This window comes from Kineococcus glutinatus (assembly GCF_039542765.1).
GTDB lineage: Bacteria > Actinomycetota > Actinomycetes > Actinomycetales > Kineococcaceae > Kineococcus_A > Kineococcus_A glutinatus.
This window is the reverse complement of the sequence record NZ_BAABIL010000311.1, coordinates 1-16,551: the sequence shown is the minus strand read 5'-3', so window position 1 is coordinate 16,551 and position 16,551 is coordinate 1. Positions and strand designations below refer to the sequence as shown.

Annotated in this window: 13 protein-coding genes; 3 read left to right on the top strand and 10 right to left on the bottom strand. The window is 75.5% G+C overall.

Annotation, left to right across the window (positions count from 1 at the left end; all coding sequences use genetic code 11):
- Positions 1-1,180, top strand: a 1,180-nt coding sequence (locus ABEB16_RS12120) for a glycoside hydrolase family 3 C-terminal domain-containing protein (protein WP_345712504.1), incomplete at its 5' end; no start/stop codon positions are given.
- Between the two features lie 18 nt (positions 1,181-1,198).
- Here the strand turns inward: ABEB16_RS12120 and ABEB16_RS12115 are convergent.
- From ABEB16_RS12115 to ABEB16_RS12105, 3 genes are all read right to left on the bottom strand, one after another.
- Positions 1,199-2,593, bottom strand: a complete 1,395-nt coding sequence (locus ABEB16_RS12115) for a DNA polymerase IV (RefSeq protein ID WP_345712503.1) — start codon at positions 2,591-2,593, stop codon at positions 1,199-1,201.
- A gap of 89 nt (positions 2,594-2,682) precedes the next feature.
- Positions 2,683-3,105 carry an aspartate 1-decarboxylase gene (panD, locus tag ABEB16_RS12110; protein WP_345712502.1) on the bottom strand — a complete coding sequence of 141 codons (423 nt, stop codon included), beginning with the start codon at positions 3,103-3,105 and terminating at the stop codon, positions 2,683-2,685.
- 100 nt (positions 3,106-3,205) lie between these two features.
- Positions 3,206-6,787: a replicative DNA helicase gene (locus tag ABEB16_RS12105; RefSeq protein WP_345712506.1), complete on the bottom strand. Its 3,582-nt coding sequence runs from the start codon at positions 6,785-6,787 to the stop codon at positions 3,206-3,208.
- Positions 6,788-7,198: 411 nt separating this feature from the next.
- Between ABEB16_RS12105 and ABEB16_RS12100 the strand changes: the two genes are divergently transcribed.
- Complete coding sequence (locus ABEB16_RS12100; RefSeq protein WP_425560176.1) at positions 7,199-8,572, top strand: MATE family efflux transporter; 1,374 nt, start codon at positions 7,199-7,201, stop codon at positions 8,570-8,572.
- An 11-nt stretch (positions 8,573-8,583) separates the two neighbouring features.
- Here the strand turns inward: ABEB16_RS12100 and ABEB16_RS12095 are convergent, their stop codons facing one another.
- From ABEB16_RS12095 to ABEB16_RS12065, 7 genes are all read right to left on the bottom strand, one after another.
- The gene (locus ABEB16_RS12095; protein ID WP_345712501.1) at positions 8,584-9,093 is read right to left on the bottom strand and encodes a GNAT family N-acetyltransferase; all 510 of its coding nucleotides are present in this window, start codon (positions 9,091-9,093) and stop codon (positions 8,584-8,586) included.
- A 124-nt stretch (positions 9,094-9,217) separates the two neighbouring features.
- On the bottom strand, positions 9,218-9,670 hold the full coding sequence (rplI, locus tag ABEB16_RS12090) for a 50S ribosomal protein L9 (RefSeq protein WP_345712500.1): 453 nt from the start codon (positions 9,668-9,670) through the stop codon (positions 9,218-9,220).
- Positions 9,671-9,683: 13 nt separating this feature from the next.
- On the bottom strand, positions 9,684-9,920 hold the full coding sequence (rpsR, locus tag ABEB16_RS12085; protein ID WP_345712499.1) for a 30S ribosomal protein S18: 237 nt from the start codon (positions 9,918-9,920) through the stop codon (positions 9,684-9,686).
- Between the two features lie 166 nt (positions 9,921-10,086).
- Positions 10,087-10,638, bottom strand: a complete 552-nt coding sequence (locus ABEB16_RS12080) for a single-stranded DNA-binding protein (protein ID WP_345712498.1) — start codon at positions 10,636-10,638, stop codon at positions 10,087-10,089.
- Positions 10,638-10,934 (bottom strand): 30S ribosomal protein S6, encoded by a 297-nt coding sequence (rpsF, locus tag ABEB16_RS12075; RefSeq protein WP_345712497.1) that lies wholly within the window; start codon positions 10,932-10,934, stop codon positions 10,638-10,640. The genes ABEB16_RS12080 and rpsF overlap by 1 nt, the downstream gene beginning before the upstream one ends.
- A gap of 169 nt (positions 10,935-11,103) precedes the next feature.
- The gene (locus tag ABEB16_RS12070; RefSeq protein ID WP_345712496.1) at positions 11,104-12,492 is read right to left on the bottom strand and encodes a glycosyltransferase family 87 protein; all 1,389 of its coding nucleotides are present in this window, start codon (positions 12,490-12,492) and stop codon (positions 11,104-11,106) included.
- Entirely contained in the window at positions 12,489-14,738 is a 2,250-nt protein-coding gene (locus ABEB16_RS12065; RefSeq protein WP_345712495.1) for a transglycosylase domain-containing protein, read from the bottom strand. The genes ABEB16_RS12070 and ABEB16_RS12065 overlap by 4 nt, the downstream gene beginning before the upstream one ends.
- A gap of 320 nt (positions 14,739-15,058) precedes the next feature.
- Here ABEB16_RS12065 and ABEB16_RS12060 point away from each other — a divergent pair, with 320 nt between their 5' ends.
- Positions 15,059-16,405: an MFS transporter gene (locus ABEB16_RS12060; RefSeq protein WP_345712494.1), complete on the top strand. Its 1,347-nt coding sequence runs from the start codon at positions 15,059-15,061 to the stop codon at positions 16,403-16,405.
- Positions 16,406-16,551 lie beyond the last annotated feature (146 nt).

The window sequence follows — 16,551 nt, the reverse complement described above, 5'->3', positions numbered from 1 at the left end:
CGCCGCGGCCGGCGCCGACCGGGTCGTCGCCGTCGTGGGCAACGACCCGCACCTGGGCGGGCGGGAGACCGAGGACCGCGCCACGCTCGACCTGCCGCAGGCCGCGGCCGAACTCGTGCGCACGGCCCGCGAGGCCAACCCCGCCACGGTCCTCGCGGTGGTCTCCTCCTACCCGTACGCCCTGGGCGACCTGGCCGCCGACCTCGACGCCGTCGTCTGGTCCGGCCACGGCGGGCAGGAACTCGGCAACGGCCTGGCCGACGTGCTGCTCGGGGAGGTCGAGCCGCGCGGGCGGCTGGCGCAGACGTGGTTCGCCGCCGACGCCGACCTGCCCGACGTGCTCGACTACGACGTGCAGTCCACCGGTGGGACCTACCTGTGGAGCGAGGCCGAACCGCTGTACCCGTTCGGGCACGGCCTGACCTACACGCACATCGAGCACGTCGCCGCCCGCGCCGACCGGCGCACCGCCCGCGACGGCGACGTCGTCACCCTCACCGTGGAGCTGGCCAACACCGGCACCCGGCCGGGGGAGGAACTGGTGCAGGTCTACGCCACCGCGCCGGGGTTGCGGCCGCGCTCCCCCCGCCGACGCCTCGTGGCGCACCGGCGGGTGCCGCTGGCCCCCGGGGAGCGCACCGCGGTGGAGCTGGCGGTGCCGGTGGCGGCGCTGGCGGTGCACGACGTGGTGTCCGGCCGCCCCCTCGTGGTGCCCGGCGAGCACCACCTGCTGGTCGGCGCATCGGCCGCCGACGTCCGGCACGAGGTCGCGCTCACCGTCGAGGGGCCGGCCCCGGCGCCGCGACCGCTCGGGTCCGCCGCGGGTTTCGACGCCTGCCGCGACGTGCGGCTCGTGCCGCGGGAGGGGTTCGCCGGCTCGGCGGTGCGCACGGTGGCGCCGGGCACGGCCGGGGTGCTGGAGTTCGCCGACGTCGGCACCGGCGGGGCGGACCGGCTGCGCTGCACCGCCCGCGCGGACGGGCCGGCCGAGGTGGAGGTGGCGGTGCGGGGGACCTCCGGCGCGTGGCTGGTGGTGGGTCGCGCCGTCGTCCCGGCCGGGGGGTGGGACGTGGTGGACGTGGCGCTGCGGCGGGCGCTGCCCGGGCGGGCCGACCTGCGGGTCCGGCTGCGCGGGGACGTGGCGCTGGCGGAGCTGGAGCTGCCGGCACGGCAGGCCTGAGCCCGGCGCCCCGCGCCGTCACCACCGCGGTGGCGGCGCGGGGTGCAGGGCCGGGTCGTCGTCGGCGAAGGTGTGGATCCGGCCCGCCGGGGTGTGCGGGCCCTCGAAGCGCACCGTGACCCGGCCGACGCCGGAACCCTGCACCCAGCCGGGGCCGTGCTCGTCGTGCGCGACGTCCTGGCCGGGGCTCCACGCCGAGCGGGGCGGGGCGGGCGGGCCGTAGGGGACCGCGGACCCCAGCGGCAGCACACCGCCGACCTCCGCCTGCTGCCCTGCGGTCTGCTCGGGCTCCGCCCCCGGTGCGGGGTCGGCGTCCCCGGCGGCGGGCTCGTCGAGCTCGGCGAGCAGGTCCTGCTGGGTGTACTCGGTGAGGCCGGAGACACCCACGCCGAGGAGCCGGACGCCGTCGGCGACGTCGATGCCCTCCAGCAGCGCCAGCGCGGCGGCGGCGATCTCCCGCGGCGCGGCGGTGGGCTGCGCCAGGGTGCGGGAGCGGTTGAGGGTCGTGAAGTCGTAGCGGCGCAGCTTCACCGTCACCGTGCGCCCGGAGACACCACCGGCGGCCAGCCGCACCGCGACCCGGTCCACCATCCGCCGCGCCCGCTCGGCCAGCTCCCGCCGGTCGGTGAGGTCCACGGCGAACGTCTCCTCCGCCGAGACGGACTTCGCGTCCCGCTCGGGGACCACCGGCCGCGGGTCGACCGCCCGCGCGTACGCCAGCAGGCCCGTCCCGTGCGCCCGGCCGACCATGCGGACCAGCTCCGCCTCGTCCGCGGCGGCGAGGTCGGCCACGGTGCGGATCCCGACCCGGGTGAGCCGCTCCCCCGTGACCGCGCCGACGCCGGGCAGCCTGCGCACCGGCAGCGGCCCGAGCAGCGCGTGCTGCTCCGCCGGCGGCACCACGACCAGCGCGTCGGGCTTGCGCAGGTCCGAGGCGATCTTGGCGACGAGCTTGCTGGGCCCGGCGCCGACGGACACGGTCAGGCCCGTCACCGCCCGCACCCGGGCGCGGAACTCCTCCGCCACGCGCGAGACCTCCGCCACGTCCAGACCCGGGTGGGTGGGCGTGAGGTCCACGTACGCCTCGTCGAGGGAGACCTGCTCCACGAGCGGGGACAGCTCGTGGGCCAGCGCCATGACCTGCTGGGAGACGGTGCGGTACGCCGCGAACCGGCCGGCGAGGAACGCGGCGTTGTGGCAGCGGCGGCGCGCCTCCATCGTGGGCATCGCCGAGCCGATGCCGTAGGCGCGGGCCTCGTAGGAGGCGGTCGCCACCACCCCGCGCCAGCCGGTGCCGCCGACGACGACGGGCTTGCCGCGCAGCGAGGGCTTGTCGCGCTGCTCGACGGCGGCGAAGAACGCGTCGAGGTCCAGGTGCAGCACGCTCGGTCGCGTGGCGTCGGGAGCGGCCACGGGCACCAGTCTGCCCCGCGGGTGCGACAGCCCGGCCCCTGTCAGCGCAGGACCGGCACCGTCAGCGCGGCACCGTCAGCGCAGGCCCGTCAGCGCGGGATCGCCACCGCGCCGCTGCGCTGGTCCGGGGCCCCGGGGACCGGCTCGGCGGGGTCGTCGCCGGTGCCCACGATGCGGTTGCGCTCGTCGACGTGCACCACCCGGGGCCGGTGCCCGCGGACCTCGTCCTCCTCGAGCAGGAGGAAGGACATGACGATGACGAGGTCGCCGCAGGCGACGAGCCGGGCCGCGGCGCCGTTGATGCCGACCACCCCCGAACCCGCCGGGCCGGCGATGGCGTAGGTGGTCAGCCGCGCGCCGGTGGCGATGTCCACGACGTGCACCTGCTCGCCCTCGAGGATTCCCGCGGCGTCCAGGAGGGTGCGGTCGATCGTGATGGACCCGACGTAGTGCAGGTCCGCCTGCGTCACCACCGCCCGGTGGATCTTGCCGCCGAGCATGCTGCGCTGCACGGGTACCCCTTCCTCGTCCGCCGGCCGGGACGTCCACCGGCCGGGCAGGACCGTAGCCCACGGCCCGCGCGGACCCCGCGGCCCCGTCGCGGTGGGGCGCTCAGGTGGCCATGTCGACGAAGCGCGAGTAGTGCCCCTGGAACGCGACGGTGATGGTGTCCGTCGGGCCGTTGCGGTGCTTGGCGACGATGAAGTCCGCCTCCCCCGCCCGGGGGCTCTCCTTCTCGTACATGTCCTCCCGGTGCAGCAGGATGACCATGTCGGCGTCCTGCTCGATGGAGTTGTGGACCGCGATCCCGTCGGCGACGAAGTTGTGACCACCCAGGACGGTCGCGTCGTACACGTCCTCCTCGCCGTCCGGCTCGATCGCGACGACCTCGTCCCACAGCACGTCGTTGACGGCCATCACCTCGAGGTCGGCGTCGTCCAGGAGTTCCGCCACCCGCCCCATCCGCTGCCGGGAGGGAGCGTGCTTCCACATCGTGCTGCCGCAGAACTGCACGCCCATCGCTGCGGCGAACTCCCGGTGTGACATGCCCCGCTCGGCCAGCACCTCCCGGACGTGGTCCCACACCTGCCGGGGCACGGTGTCCACGTTCGTGTTCGCAGAGCCGGCGAGGACCACCCCCAGGAGACGGTCGGCGCTCTCGCCACGTGCCCCGTGCACCCCGATCTCCTGGAGGAAGCGTCGCTGATCGTCGATCCCTGACACGTCGAGCGTGAACCCTGGGCGGTAGTCACCCTTCGGGGTGGCGCAGCGGACCCGCGTGGAGATGCCGAACCGCAGCAGGAGCCGCGATAGGTCGTCGATGAGTCGACGACTGGTGGAGGCGTAATAGATACGCCCACCGCGCCCGTTCTTGCTGACCGTCACAGAACCGTCCGTCGCCCAGAGGTGGTGCAGGAAGAGCGCGATCTGCCGCTTGGGTAGCGCAAACACGGCGGCGGGGACGAACTTCTCGTAGCTGCGCAGCCCGAACAGCCCGAGCTCGTCGAGCCAGGCCGCGAGGGGGTTGCGGCGTCCCCGCGCCAACCGGTACGGGGCAGGTAGCCGGAGGCTGGTGCACCGGGCCGCGGCGTGATCGTCGCGGACAGCGGTGATGCCGAACGCGCTAGCGGCTGCGTTCGCCACTGCGGCGAGGTTCGCCTCGTCCACGCTGGCGTATCGCAAGGGTTGCCTACGCACGAAGGAACCGTCACCCAGCAGGTGAGCGAGCAGCAGCACCCGGTCGTCGCCCCACGCGGTCACCCGCTCCGGGCCCGGCACGTGGCGGGGCACCGCGATGCGACTGCCCACTTCGAGATCCCCCAGCGGCGTCCACCCCTCGTATGCGAGGAACGGGTGGTTGGCCGTCGCGCGCACCTCCTTGCCGGAAGCCAGGCGCAGCTTGCGCACCGGGCGGGTACCGGTCGCGAACACGTGGGTCAGGTGGCGGCGGACGTAGCGCAGGGAGTCGTCCAACGCCCACACCGGCACGTCTCTGGCACCGGCCGCGAACAGCTCGCCCATCGTCGTCTCAGCGCCGGTGTCGGCGCGCAGGATCCGGGTGCCGGCAGGCAGGCAACCCGATTCGCGCAGGTCGCTCATCTGCGGCTTCTTGTCGGTGCGCTGCTCCGGGCCGCGGTTGAGCTGCGACAGCGCGATGACCGGGACCTCGATCTCCTTGGCCAGCAGCTTCAGGGCGCGGGAGAACTCCGACACCTCCTGCTGGCGGCTCTCCACCCGCTTGCCCGACGTCATGAGCTGCAGGTAGTCGACGATGACGAGCTTGAGGTCGTTGCGCTGCTTGAGCCGGCGGCACTTGGAGCGGATCTCCATCAGCGACATGTTGGGGCTGTCGTCGATGAACAGCGGCGCCTCGGAGACCTGCCCCATGGTGCGGGCCAGCTTGGTCCAGTCGTCCTCGCGCATCGTGCCCTTGCGCATGTTCTGCAGCGGGATCTTCGCCTCGGCCGACAGCAGGCGCATGGTGATCTCGTTGCGGCCCATCTCCAGGGAGAAGATGACCGAGGCCAGGCCGTGCTTGATGGACGCCGCGCGGGCGATGTCCAGCCCGAGGGTGGAGTTGTGGGTCGGCACCATCGCCCGGCCTGCCAGGTAGAGGTGATCGGCGTTGTCCACCTCGACGCAGCGCACCGGCACCGAGCCGACCGGTCGGACCTCGGTGATGAAACGGGAGTTCCGCCTCGTGAACGACCGCTGGCGACGGTCCTTGTGGACCAGGCGCTTGCGCTCGAGGCGGAACACGTCGTCGTCGGTGCTGAAGGTGATCGTGTATGCCGTGGAGGACGCCTGCGAGCGCCCGCGCACCGGCTCGGCGCTGAAACCGGTGCGGTGGCCGAGGCTGTGCACGAGCTCGCGGACGTCCTCGGCCAGCCGCCGGGAGGTGACCGAGAACTGCACCGTGCCGCTGGGGGCCACGGTGCCGTCGGTGTCGAGCAGGCCGGCCAGCAGTTCGCGCCGCTGCGCGAGGGACGCGCGCAGGTAGGCCTGCGGGACGTGCTCGTCCCCGAGCACTCCCAGCGTGCGCAGGCGCTCGGGGAGCCCGTGCGGGTCGAAGCCCTCCTCGTCCTCCAGCAGCACCTGCACGTCCGGTGCGGCGGCACCGCCCCCGTCGCCCAGCCACGCGCCGAGCACGTACGGCGGTAGGAGGAGGTCGTCGCGGTGCGGCAGCTCCAGGGGCTGGGTGGTGCGCACCGAGTGGTTGAGCCGCCCCTCCGCGCCGGGGCAGCGGAGGGTGCGGGCGATCTCCTCGGTGGTGCGCACCGCGGCGGACGCACGCTGCGTGCGGGTGCCGCCCGAACCGGTCACCGCGGCCCGGGCCGACCTCCGCGACGCCCGCGTGTCCGTCAACCACTGGTGCTGGGCATCGGCGACGACCGTCGTGCCGTCGGAGAAGCGGACCTCGTAGCAGGGCCGACCCGTCATGACCTCCGTGGCGGCCACGACGCGGGTGGGCCGCCCGTCGGCCCCGACGAGCTCGTCGCCCACCCGGACCGCGCCCATCGTCGTCCAGCCCGTGGGGGTGGCCAGGGGGGTGTCCAGCGCCAGCGCCTTGCCCACGGCCGGGCGCGCCGCGATGACGATCATCTGCCCCGGGTGCAGGCCGTTGGTGAGCTGGTCCAGGTCGGCGAAGCCGGTGGGGACGCCGACCATCGTGTCGCCGCGGTGGGAGGAGGCCTCGATCTCGTCGATGGCGCCCTCGATGATGTCGCCGAGGGGGGCGTAGTCCTCCCGGACCCGCTTTTCCGTGACCTGGTAGATCTCCGCCTGCGCGGAGTTGACGATGGCGTCGACGTCGCCGCCGTCACCGCCGTAGCCCATCTGCACGATGCGGGTGCCGGCCTCCACGAGCCGGCGCAGCACCGCGCGCTCGCGCACGATGCGGGCGTAGTAGCCGGCGTTGGCGGCCGTGGGGACGGTGGAGATGAGGTCGTGCAGGTAGGGCGCCCCCCCGACGCGGGCCAGCTCCCCGCGGTTGGTGAGCTCGGCCGCGACCGTCACCGGGTCGGCGGGCTCGCCACGGCTGTAGAGGTCGAGGATGGCCTCGTAGACGAGCTCGTGGGCGGGGCGGTAGAAGTCCGGCCCCTTGAGGACCTCCACGACGTCGGCGATGGCGTCCTTGGACAGCATCATCCCGCCGAGGACGCCCTGCTCCGCCGCGATGTCCTGCGGGGGCATCCGGTCGTACGGCTCACCGCCGGCCCCGGGGCCCCGGTCGCGCCCCTTGCCCCGCCCGCCCTCGCCGGAGCCGGCGCGGGGGCCGACGACGTCCTGCTGGTCCGTCGTCACGCTGTCCACTCCCCGTGCTCGAACGCTCCGGCGGCACCTGGGCGCGTCGCCGCTCCTGCCGCCACGTGTCGCTCCACGGGACATGTGTACGCCGCCCCTCCGACAATCCACGCTCCCGGGGGTCGGGGTCAAACGCGCTGTGCACAGGTGCGTTGACAACATGTGGACGCACGACGGGTCGTTGTGCACAGGGCGTGGACAAGCCTGGGGACAACTGCCGCCCAGGATGGGGACACGGCGGTGCGCGCACCCCTGACCTGCACAGACGCTGTCCACCCGGTGTGGAGGAGGAGAAGTTCGGTGTACGACACGAGCCGTCCGGGATGTGGACGGGGCCGTCCGTCCCCGCTCTCACCCAGGGTCGTCGCCGGTGACGCGGCCCTGCTGCGGCTGGCCGTGCCGGCCCTCGGCGCGCTCGTCGCCGAACCGCTGTTCCTGCTCGCCGACTCCGCCGTCGTGGCCGCGCTGGGCACCCTGCCGCTGGCCGGCCTCGGGGTGGCGGGCGCCCTGCTCAGCGCCGCCGTCAGCCTCTTCGTCTTCCTCGCCTACGGCACCACCGCCGCCGTCGCGCGCAGCATCGGGGCCGGCGACCGGCGCGGCGCCCTCTCCCTCGGCGTCGACGGCATCTGGCTGGCCCTGGGCCTCGGCGCGCTCGTCGCGGTGCCCGGGGTGCTGCTCGCCCCCGAGGCCGTCGCCGCGCTGGGCAGCTCCCCCGCGGCCGCCCCGCACGCCGTGACCTACCTGCGCTGGAGCCTGCCCGGGCTGCCCGCCATGCTCGTCGTGCTGGCCGCCACCGGGGTGCTGCGCGGGCTGCAGGACACCCGCACGCCGCTGCTCGTGGCCGCCGCGGGAGCGGTGCTCAACGCCGTGGCCAACGTCGTCCTCGTCCACGGCGCCGGGCTCGGCATCGCGGGGTCGGCGATCGGCACCGCCGGCACCCAGCTGCTCATGGCGGCGGTGCTGGCCGCGGTGGTGGCCCGCGCCGTGCGCCGGGAGGGCGCGCCGGTGCGCCCGCACCCGCTGGGGGTGCTGCGCAGCGCCCGCAGCGGGGTGCCGCTGCTGGTGCGGACCCTCGCCCTGCGGGTGGCGCTGCTGGTGACGACGTACGTGGCCGCCGCGCAGGGGGACTCCGCCCTGGCCGCGCACCAGGTGGCGATGACGGTGTGGACGACGGCGGCGCTCGCGCTGGACGCCCTCGCCATCGCCGCGCAGGCCCTCGTCGGGCACGCCCTCGGCGCCGGGGACACCGCCGGCGTGCGCTGGACGGTGCAGCGCACCGTCGCGTGGGGCGTGCTCACCGGGGCGGTGCTCGGCGCCGCGCTGGCCGCGGGGCGCCACCCCCTGGCGGCGGCGTTCGGCGAGAGCGCGGCGGTGCGCGCCGACCTGGCCGCCGCCGTGCTGGTGCTGGCCCTCACCCTGCCGCTGGCCGGAGCGGTGTTCGTCCTCGACGGCGTGCTCATCGGCGCCGGCGACGGGCGCTACCTGGCCGCCACGGGCGTGCTCGTGCTGCTGGCGTACCTGCCGGCGGCCGCCGCGGTGCTGGTGCTGGCGCCCGCCGGGCGCACCGGCCTGCAGTGGCTGTGGGCGGTGTTCGCCGGCGGGTACACCGCGGCGCGGCTGGTGCCGCTGGCGCTGCGGGCGCGCGGGGGTGCCTGGCTGGTCACCGGTGCGTGAGGCCGCGCCGCTCAGCGGGCGGTGGGCACCCGGTAGCGGCGCACCCCACCGCTCTCGCAGGTCAGGACGCCGCCACAGCCCTCGATGACGCGGCGGGAGGGCAGGTTGCCGGCGTCGCACGTCAGCAGGACCCGCTCCAGGCCCAGGGCGGCGGCCGCGGGCAGCACCCCGCGCAGCATGGCGCCGGCGTGCCCGCGCCGGCGGGCCGAGGGGCGCACCTCGTAGCCGACGTGCCCCCCGACGTCGCGCAGGGCGTCGGTGAGCCGGTGGCGCAGCGTGATGCGCCCGAGGTAGCGCGCCCCGTCGCAGTACCAGAACGTCGTCGTGGGCACCCCGCCGGGCGCGCTCGTCGCCGCGGCGAGCTCGGCGTCGTGCAGGGCGTCGACCAGGTCCTCGAAGGCGCCGGCGTCGGCGAGGGCGGTGGCGTCCGCGTCGAGGTGGCGGCCCTCGGCGTGGAACTCGCGCAGCGCGGCCACGTAGGAGGGGCGCACCGCGCCGGACGGCGGGCACAGCTCGGGCACCGCACCAGTCTGCCCACCGCCGGCCGCGGATGCAGCGGGGCCGGCCGCAGCGGGGCCGGCCGCGCGAGCTGCGCGACCGGCCCCGTGGTCCTGCGGGGACCCGGCACGGTGCCGGGGATCCGCGTCAGACGCTGGCGGCCACCACGTCGACGGTGACCTTCGCGGAGACGTCGGTGTGCAGCCGCACGTCCACCTTGTAGCGGCCGGTGGCGCGGATCGGCTGGGCGATCTCCACCTTGCGCTTGTCCACCGACGGACCACCGGCGGCGTTGACGGCCTCGGCGACGTCGGCGGGGGTGATCGCACCGAAGAGACGACCGCCCTGGCCGGCGCGGGCCGACAGCGTCACGGTGCGCGCCTCGAGGGACTGCTTGACGTGCTGGGCCTCCTCGAGGGTGGCGATCTCGCGGGCGCGGCGCGCCTTGCGGATCGCCTCGACCTGCTTCTCCCCGCCCTTGGTCCACGGCGTGGCCAGGTTGCGGGGCAGCAGGAAGTTGCGGCCGTAGCCGTCCTTCACCTCGACGACGTCGCCCGGGGCGCCGAGGCCGGTCACCTCATGGGTGAGGATGAGCTTCATCTGTCGTCCCCTCTCAGCGAGCCGAGCTGGAGTAGGGCAGCAGCGCCATCTCGCGGGCGTTCTTGATCGCCTTGGCGATCTCGCGCTGCTCCTGCACGGACACGCCGGTCACCCGGCGGGCGCGGATCTTGCCGCGGTCGGAGATGAACTTCCGCAGCAGGGTGGTGTCCTTGTAGTCCACCGCCTCGATCTTCGCCGCCTTCAGCGGGTTCTGCTTCTTCTTGGGCTTGCGCACGGGCACCTTGGCCATCGTGGTGCTCCCCTCTCGTGAGAGCCCGGGACCGAGCCCGGGATGGTGGTGTGGATCCAGCTGCGCTCAGGCAGCCGTCGTTCTCAGGCGCCCAGCCGTCCCCGTGCGGGGCCCGGCCGGGCGCAACCGGCACCGGCGTGGGCCGGTGGACCGGTCGGTGCGCCGGTCAGAAGGGCGGGTCGTCGTTGGACGCGCCGCCCCAGCCGCCGCCACCGGCTCCACCGCCGCCACCGGCGGAGGGACCGGTCGCCCACGGGTCGTCCTGCGGCTGCCCGCCGCCGGAGTTCCCGCCGCCACCGCCCCAGCCACCGCCGCCGGAGCCGCCGCCGAAACCGCCACCACCGCCGCCACCGCGGGAGGTCTTGTTGACCTTCGCGTTGGCGTAGCGCAGCGAGGGGCCGACCTCGTCGACCTGCATCTCGATCACCGTGCGCTTCTCGCCCTCCTTCGTCTCGAAGGAGCGCGACTGCAGCCGGCCGGTGACGATGACCCGCGTGCCGCGGGTGAGGGACTCGGCGACGTTCTCCGCCGCCTCCCGCCACACCGCGCAGCGCATGAACAGCGTCTCGCCGTCCTTCCAGTCGTTGGACTGGCGGTCGAACGTGCGCGGGGTGGAGGCCACCGTGAAGTTGGCCACCGCCGCGCCGGACGGCGTGAAGCGCAGCTCGGGGTCGTTCGTGAGGTTGCCGATCAGCGTGATGACGGTCTCGCCGGCCATCAGCGAGCGTCCGACCGCAGCAGCTTCGTCCGCAGCACCGCCTCGTTCAGGTTCAGCTGCCGGTCCAGCTCCTGGGCGACGGCGGCCTCAGCGTTCAGGTCGACGACGGCGTAGATGCCCTCGGACTTCTTCTTGATGTCGTAGGCCAGCCGGCGACGACCCCAGATGTCGACGTTCTCCACGGTCCCGCCACCCTGGCGGACGACGTTGAGGAACCGGTCGAGCGAGGGGGCGACGGTGCGCTCCTCCAGCTCGGCGTCGAGGATGACCATGAGCTCGTAACGACGCGCGCTCATTCCCCACCTCCTTCGGACTCATGCGGCCGCGGTCTCTCCGCGGCAGGAGGGTGTGCGTGCTGCCCGCGCCACCGCGATGGACGCGGGCGCGGACCGCACAAGCCTACCCGCCCGCGGGACCACCCCGCGCCGCCAGCCTCGGCCCGGTACGGCCCGCCCGGCCCGGGGGTCAGGCGATGCGCACCACCAGGGCGTCCGGTGCCCCGTCGAAGTCCCCGCCCGCCGGGTCGTCCACGTCGCGGGCCCCGCCCACCGCGCGCGCCGGGTCCCGGCCGGGAGCGGCCACGTCGCGCACCACCGCCACCACCAGCCAGCCGATGCCGGCCAGGCGCAGCACCAGCGCGGCGAGGTAGAACTCCGGCGGCAACCCCCGGTCGGGCACCGACTGCCCGGCGATGAACAGCCACACCGCGACGAAGTACAGCCCCTCCGTCGCCAGCCACGCGGCGTGGTCGCGCCAGCGCGGCACCGCCAGCGCCGCCAGCGGCAGCAGCCACAGCGACGCCTGCGGCGGCACCGCCTTGCCCACCAGCAGCCACCCCGCCACCAGCAGCAGCGCCACCTGCGGCACCCGCGGCCGACGCGGCGCCCACAGCACCAGGACCCCGACCGCCACGACCACCGCCGCACCCGCCACCAGGGACAGCGCCGTCACCGTCCCCGGCGAGAGCCCGGCGACGTCCTCCGCCCCCACCGCCTGCTCCACGAGCTGCGGCACCAGCCACGGCGAGCCGTAACCCGCGGGCCGGGACCACCAGTCGCGCAGGTACGCCGACCAGGCCCCGTCCGTGGCCAGCAGCAGCGGCACGTCCACGGCCAGCCAGGCCGCGACCGCCGCGACCGCCGTGGTGGCCGCCGCCCGGAAACGGCCCGTGCGCAGCGCCAGCAGGCCCAGCCCGAGCAGCAGCAGCACCGGGTAGGTGCGCGCCGCCACCGCCAGACCCAGCAGCACCCCCGCCGCCACCGGCCACCGGCGCGCCCAGGCCGCCAGCCCCAGGGTGGCCAGCGCCACACCCAGCAGGTCGAAGGACAACAGCCCCGTGAGCACCACGAGCGGGCTGGCCGCCACGAGCGCCGCGTCCCAGCGCCGCCGCCCCGCCGCCACCAGCACCCCGGCCACGACGAGCAGCAGGCAGACGGCCACCACGACGGCGGCCACGTCGAAGTAGGCGCGCTGGTCGGCGGCCGACGTGCCACCCCCCACCACCCGGGCCACCAGCCACGTCAGGGCCGTGGTCAGCGGGGGCTGCCCCAGGGCGGTGCCCTGCGCGTAGGGACCGGCGCCCTCGGCGAGGCCGGAGGAGGTGTAGACCACCGGCAGGTCGCTGTAGCAGGCGTGGAAGAACTGGTCGGGGCTGCGCCAGCCCTCGGCGCGGCAGTGCTGCTTCTGCAGGACGCCCAGGCCGACGGCGAGGACCGCCGCGGGCAGGCACACCAGCAGCGCCGACAACCACACCGGCCCCGAACCGGCGTGCCGCCCCCAGGGGCCGCCCACCACCTCGCTGGCCGAGCGCGCGAGGGGGTCGGTGGCCGAGGGCGCGACGGAGGCCTCCCTCACCGCAGGCTCTCCTCGGCCTCCGCGCCGGCCGCCGCGGACGCCGTCGCGCCGGCTCCCGCGGCCTCCTCGGGGGCGCTGGTCGCGGTGGCGGACGGTGCGGCCGGCTCGGAGGTGGGCTGGGACGTGGGCTGGGAGGAACCGGTGGGCGAGGCCGTGCCGGACGAGCCGGTCGACGGCGTGGCCGACGGGGTGGCCGTGGCGGTCCCCGTGGCCGTCGGGCTCGCGGTGGACGTCTCCGACGCGCTCGGCGTCGGGCTCGTCGCCGAGGCGCTGGGGGTGGCGGTGCCGGAGGAGCTGGCGCTCGCGCTGGACGTGGAGGTGGCCGTGGAACCGCCACCGCCACCGCGGCCCGACCCGACGAACGCGGGATCGGGGAACTCCAGCTCCGGCTGCCCCTCCAGGGCGCTGCTCATGTACGACGTCCAGATCCGCACCGGGTAGGAACCGCCGGTGACCTCGCGGCCGCCCAGCTCCAGCTGCTGCGGCGACCCGTCGGCCCCGACCTGGTACATCGCGACCACGGTGGACAGCTGCGGGGTGTAGCCGGCGAACCACGCCGAGAGGTTGTTGGAGGAGGTGCCCGTCTTGCCGGCCGCGTCCCGCCCCAGCCGGGAGGCGTAGCTGCCGCTGCCGCGCTGCACGACCTGCTGCATCGCGTACGTGGCGTCCGCCATGACGTCCTCGTCGAACACCCGCTCCTGCGACGGGGACGCCGTGTAGGTCGTCGCGCCCGTGGAGTCGGCCAGGGAGGCGACCGTGTGCCACTGGGTGCGCACGCCCTGGGCGGCGAACGTGGCGTAGGCCTCGGCGACGTCGACGGGGTGCGGGGAGGAGGTGCCGAGCACGTTGGAGGGGTTGTCGTCCAGGCCCGCCGTGTCCTGCGGGTAGCCGGCCCGCACCGCCACCTCCGCGCTGGTCTGCGGCCCGACGTCCTCGTTGAGCTGGGCGTAGACGGTGTTGACGGAGTTCGCGGTGGCCGTCAGCAGGTCGATGCGCCCGTAGGAGGAGCCGCCGAAGTTGTCGACGGTGTCGCTGCCCCAGCTGTCCAGCCGCATCGGGCTGCTGCCGCTGTAGGTGGAGCGCAGCGAGATGCCCTGCTCCAGCGCCGCCACCAGCGTGAACGGCTTGAAGGTCGAACCCGCCTGGGCCGTGTCCTGCGTCGCGGCGTTGCGGGCGCGCGTCAGGTAGTCCGCGCCGCCGTACATGGCCCGCACCCCACCGTCCCCCGGGTCGATCGACACGAGCGCCACCTGCAGCCCGTCCGGCACCTCGCCGGGCAGCCCATCCTGCACCGCCGCCACCGAGGCCGCCTGCGCCGCCGCGTCGAACGTGGTGACGATCTTGTAACCGCCGCGGTCGATCTCGGCGTCGGTGAGGCCCACCGTGGCGCGCAGCTCGCTGCGCACCACGGTGAGCAGGTAGCCGTTGGTGCCGGCGTGGTCGTTGGTCCGCGTCGGCTCGACGGTGGCCGGCAGCTGCGCCGCGGCCCGCTCCTCGGCGGTGAGCCAGCCCTCGGCGACCATGCCGTCCATCACGTAGTCCCACCGCTGCTGCGCGGCCTCGGCGTTGACGCGGGGGTCGTAGGCGCTGGGCGCGGCGAGCATCCCGGCCAGCAGCGCCCCCTCGGAGGCGTCGAGCTGGGAGACGTCCTTGCCGAAGTAGGCCTGCGCCGCGGTCTGGATGCCGTAGGCGTCACGCCCGAAGTAGATGGTGTTGAGGTAGGCGACGAGGGTCTCGTCCTTGGTCTGCTGCTGGTCGATCTTCAGCGCGAGGAAGAACTCCTCGGCCTTGCGCCGGTAGCTGCGCTCGGAGCTGAGGAAGTAGTTCTTCACGTACTGCTGCGTGATCGTCGAGCCGCCCTGGGTGTCGCCGCCGCGCACGTTGTTCCACAGCGCCCGCGCGATGCCCGTCGGGGAGACCCCGCGGTTCTCGTAGAAGCTGCGGTCCTCCGCCGCCAGCACGGCGTGCTGCACGACGAGCGGCACCTGGTCGATCGTGACGTTGACCCGGTTGCGCGCGCTGAAGCGGCCGATGGGCGTCGTGCCGTCGCGGTAGTAGACGGTGCTGACCTGCGCGTCGGCGAGCTCGTTGGGGTCGGGGACGGTGGTCAGCGCGTAGGCCGCGGCGAAGCCGCCCACCGCGAGGACGACGCCGGCGCCGGCGATCCCGAACAGCCACCCCAGCAGGCGGCGGGGGCGGCGTGCCCGGCGGGGGCGGCGGGTGGTCGGTCGGCGGCGTGCTGCCACAGCGGTGGGGTCCTCCGGTCGGGGCGCGGCGGGACCACCGCGCGTCGTCGTGGTGCTCGGCTCCTCGGGGAGCCCGTCACCGAGGGTGATCGGCTCCGGGTCGCCCACGCTGGAGCGCCGGACCGCGCAGGCGGCCGCAGCCAGTATGCGCACGGCCCGGGCCCGCACCCGGCGGCCCGTCCACGGTCCGCCGCCGTCCTCCACAACGCCCGCACGGGCCGATCCCGTCCCACCCCCGTCACCCACCTCCGTCACCCGTCCGCCACCCCTGCGCCGACCACCCGCCGGGAGGCGGGCGGCGGCTCGCCTACGGTGAGGGCGTGCCGGGGGCGGACGGGTCGCAGCGCGGGGTGCTCGCCGGGCTGGGTGCGCTGCTGCGACGCCGGCGGCTGCGGCAGCTGGTGGCCGTGCGGCTGCTCGGGCAGGCCGGCGACGGGGTGTTCCAGGCGGCGCTGGCCGCGGTGCTGGTGTTCTCCCCCGAGCGGCAGGGCACCCCGGGGGCGGTGGCCGCGGCGTTCGCGCTGCTGCTGCTGCCCTTCGCCGCGATCGGGCCGTGGGTGGGCGTCCTGCTGGACCGCTGGCGGCGCCGGCAGGTGCTCGTGGCCGCGAACGCCTTCCGCGCCGGGGTCGTCGCCCTCACCGCCGCCACCCTGCACGGCGGCGCCCCCGACGGGGTCGTGGTGGGGCTGGCCCTCCTCGCGCTGTCCGTGGACCGGGCGCTGCTGGCCGGCCTGTCCGCGGCGCTGCCGCACGTCGTGGAGCCGGAGGAGCTGGTGCTGGCCAACAGCGTCGTGCCGACGGCGGGGACGGTCGCGGCGGGTGCGGGCGCCGCCCTCGCGGTGCTGCTGCGCGCCGGGCCCCTGGGCGGCGCCGACGCCGTGGTCGCCGACGCCCTGCTGCTGGTGGGCGCCGCGCTCCTGTACGTCGCCGGGGGCGCGGTGGCCCTGCTGCTGCCGGCGTCGATGCTGGGTCCGCTGCACCCGGTGCGCCGGGTCCCGCTCGCGGCACCGGCCCGGCAGCGGCTGGCGTCCGGGGTGCGCGACGTGCTCGGGGGCGCCACCCACGCGCTGCGGCGCCGGGCCCCGGCGTGGGCGCTGACCGTGGTGGCCGTCCACCGCTTCGCCTTCGGCGTGACGACGGTCGCGTTCGTCGTGCTGTGCCGGCGCACCCTCGCCGATCCCGCGGACCCCGCGGCGGGGCTGGCCCTGCTCACGAGCCTGACCAGCGCGGCGGCGGTGGGTGCGGGCGCCGCCGCCGCCCTGGCCCCCTGGGGAACGCGCCGTCAGTTGCTGCGGACCTGGATCTGCGGCTGCCTGGTGGTGGCGGGCGCGGCGCAGGCCGTGGTCGGCTGGCGCACGGAGCTGCCGGTGCTGCTGGCCTGCGCCTTCGCCCTGGGCGCGGCGGGGCAGGGCGCCAAGATCGGGGCGGACGCGGTCGTCCAGACCACGGTGGACGACGCCTACCGCGGACGGGTGTTCACCCTCTACGACCTGGTGTTCAACACGACGTTCGTGGCCGCGGCCGCCGTCGCCGCCGTGCTCGTGCCCGACGACGGCCGCTTCACCGCCCTGGCGGTGTGCCTGGGGGTGGCGTACTGGGGTGTGGCGCTGCTCTACGCCCGCACCGGCGGCCCGTCCCGGCCGGTGGCGGCTGCCGGCGGCGGGTGAGCAGGACCGGTCAGGGCGCCACCGACGGGGTGGAGGACTGCTGCGACGCCTCCGGTGCGGGCGGCCACGTGGGGGGCTGGGTCTGCGTGGGCGGCGCCGTCTGGGTGGGCGGCGCCGTCTGGGTGGGCGGCGCCGTCTGGGTGGGC

Coding starts and splice junctions, on each gene's coding strand:
- ABEB16_RS12105 (WP_345712506.1), bottom strand. CDS start 6,787: ATGCCCCCGCAGGACATCGCGGCGGAGCAGGGCGTCCTCGGCGGGATG.
- rplI (WP_345712500.1), bottom strand. CDS start 9,670: ATGAAGCTCATCCTCACCCATGAGGTGACCGGCCTCGGCGCCCCGGGC.
- rpsR (WP_345712499.1), bottom strand. CDS start 9,920: ATGGCCAAGGTGCCCGTGCGCAAGCCCAAGAAGAAGCAGAACCCGCTG.
- ABEB16_RS12080 (WP_345712498.1), bottom strand. CDS start 10,638: ATGGCCGGCGAGACCGTCATCACGCTGATCGGCAACCTCACGAACGAC.
- rpsF (WP_345712497.1), bottom strand. CDS start 10,934: ATGAGCGCGCGTCGTTACGAGCTCATGGTCATCCTCGACGCCGAGCTG.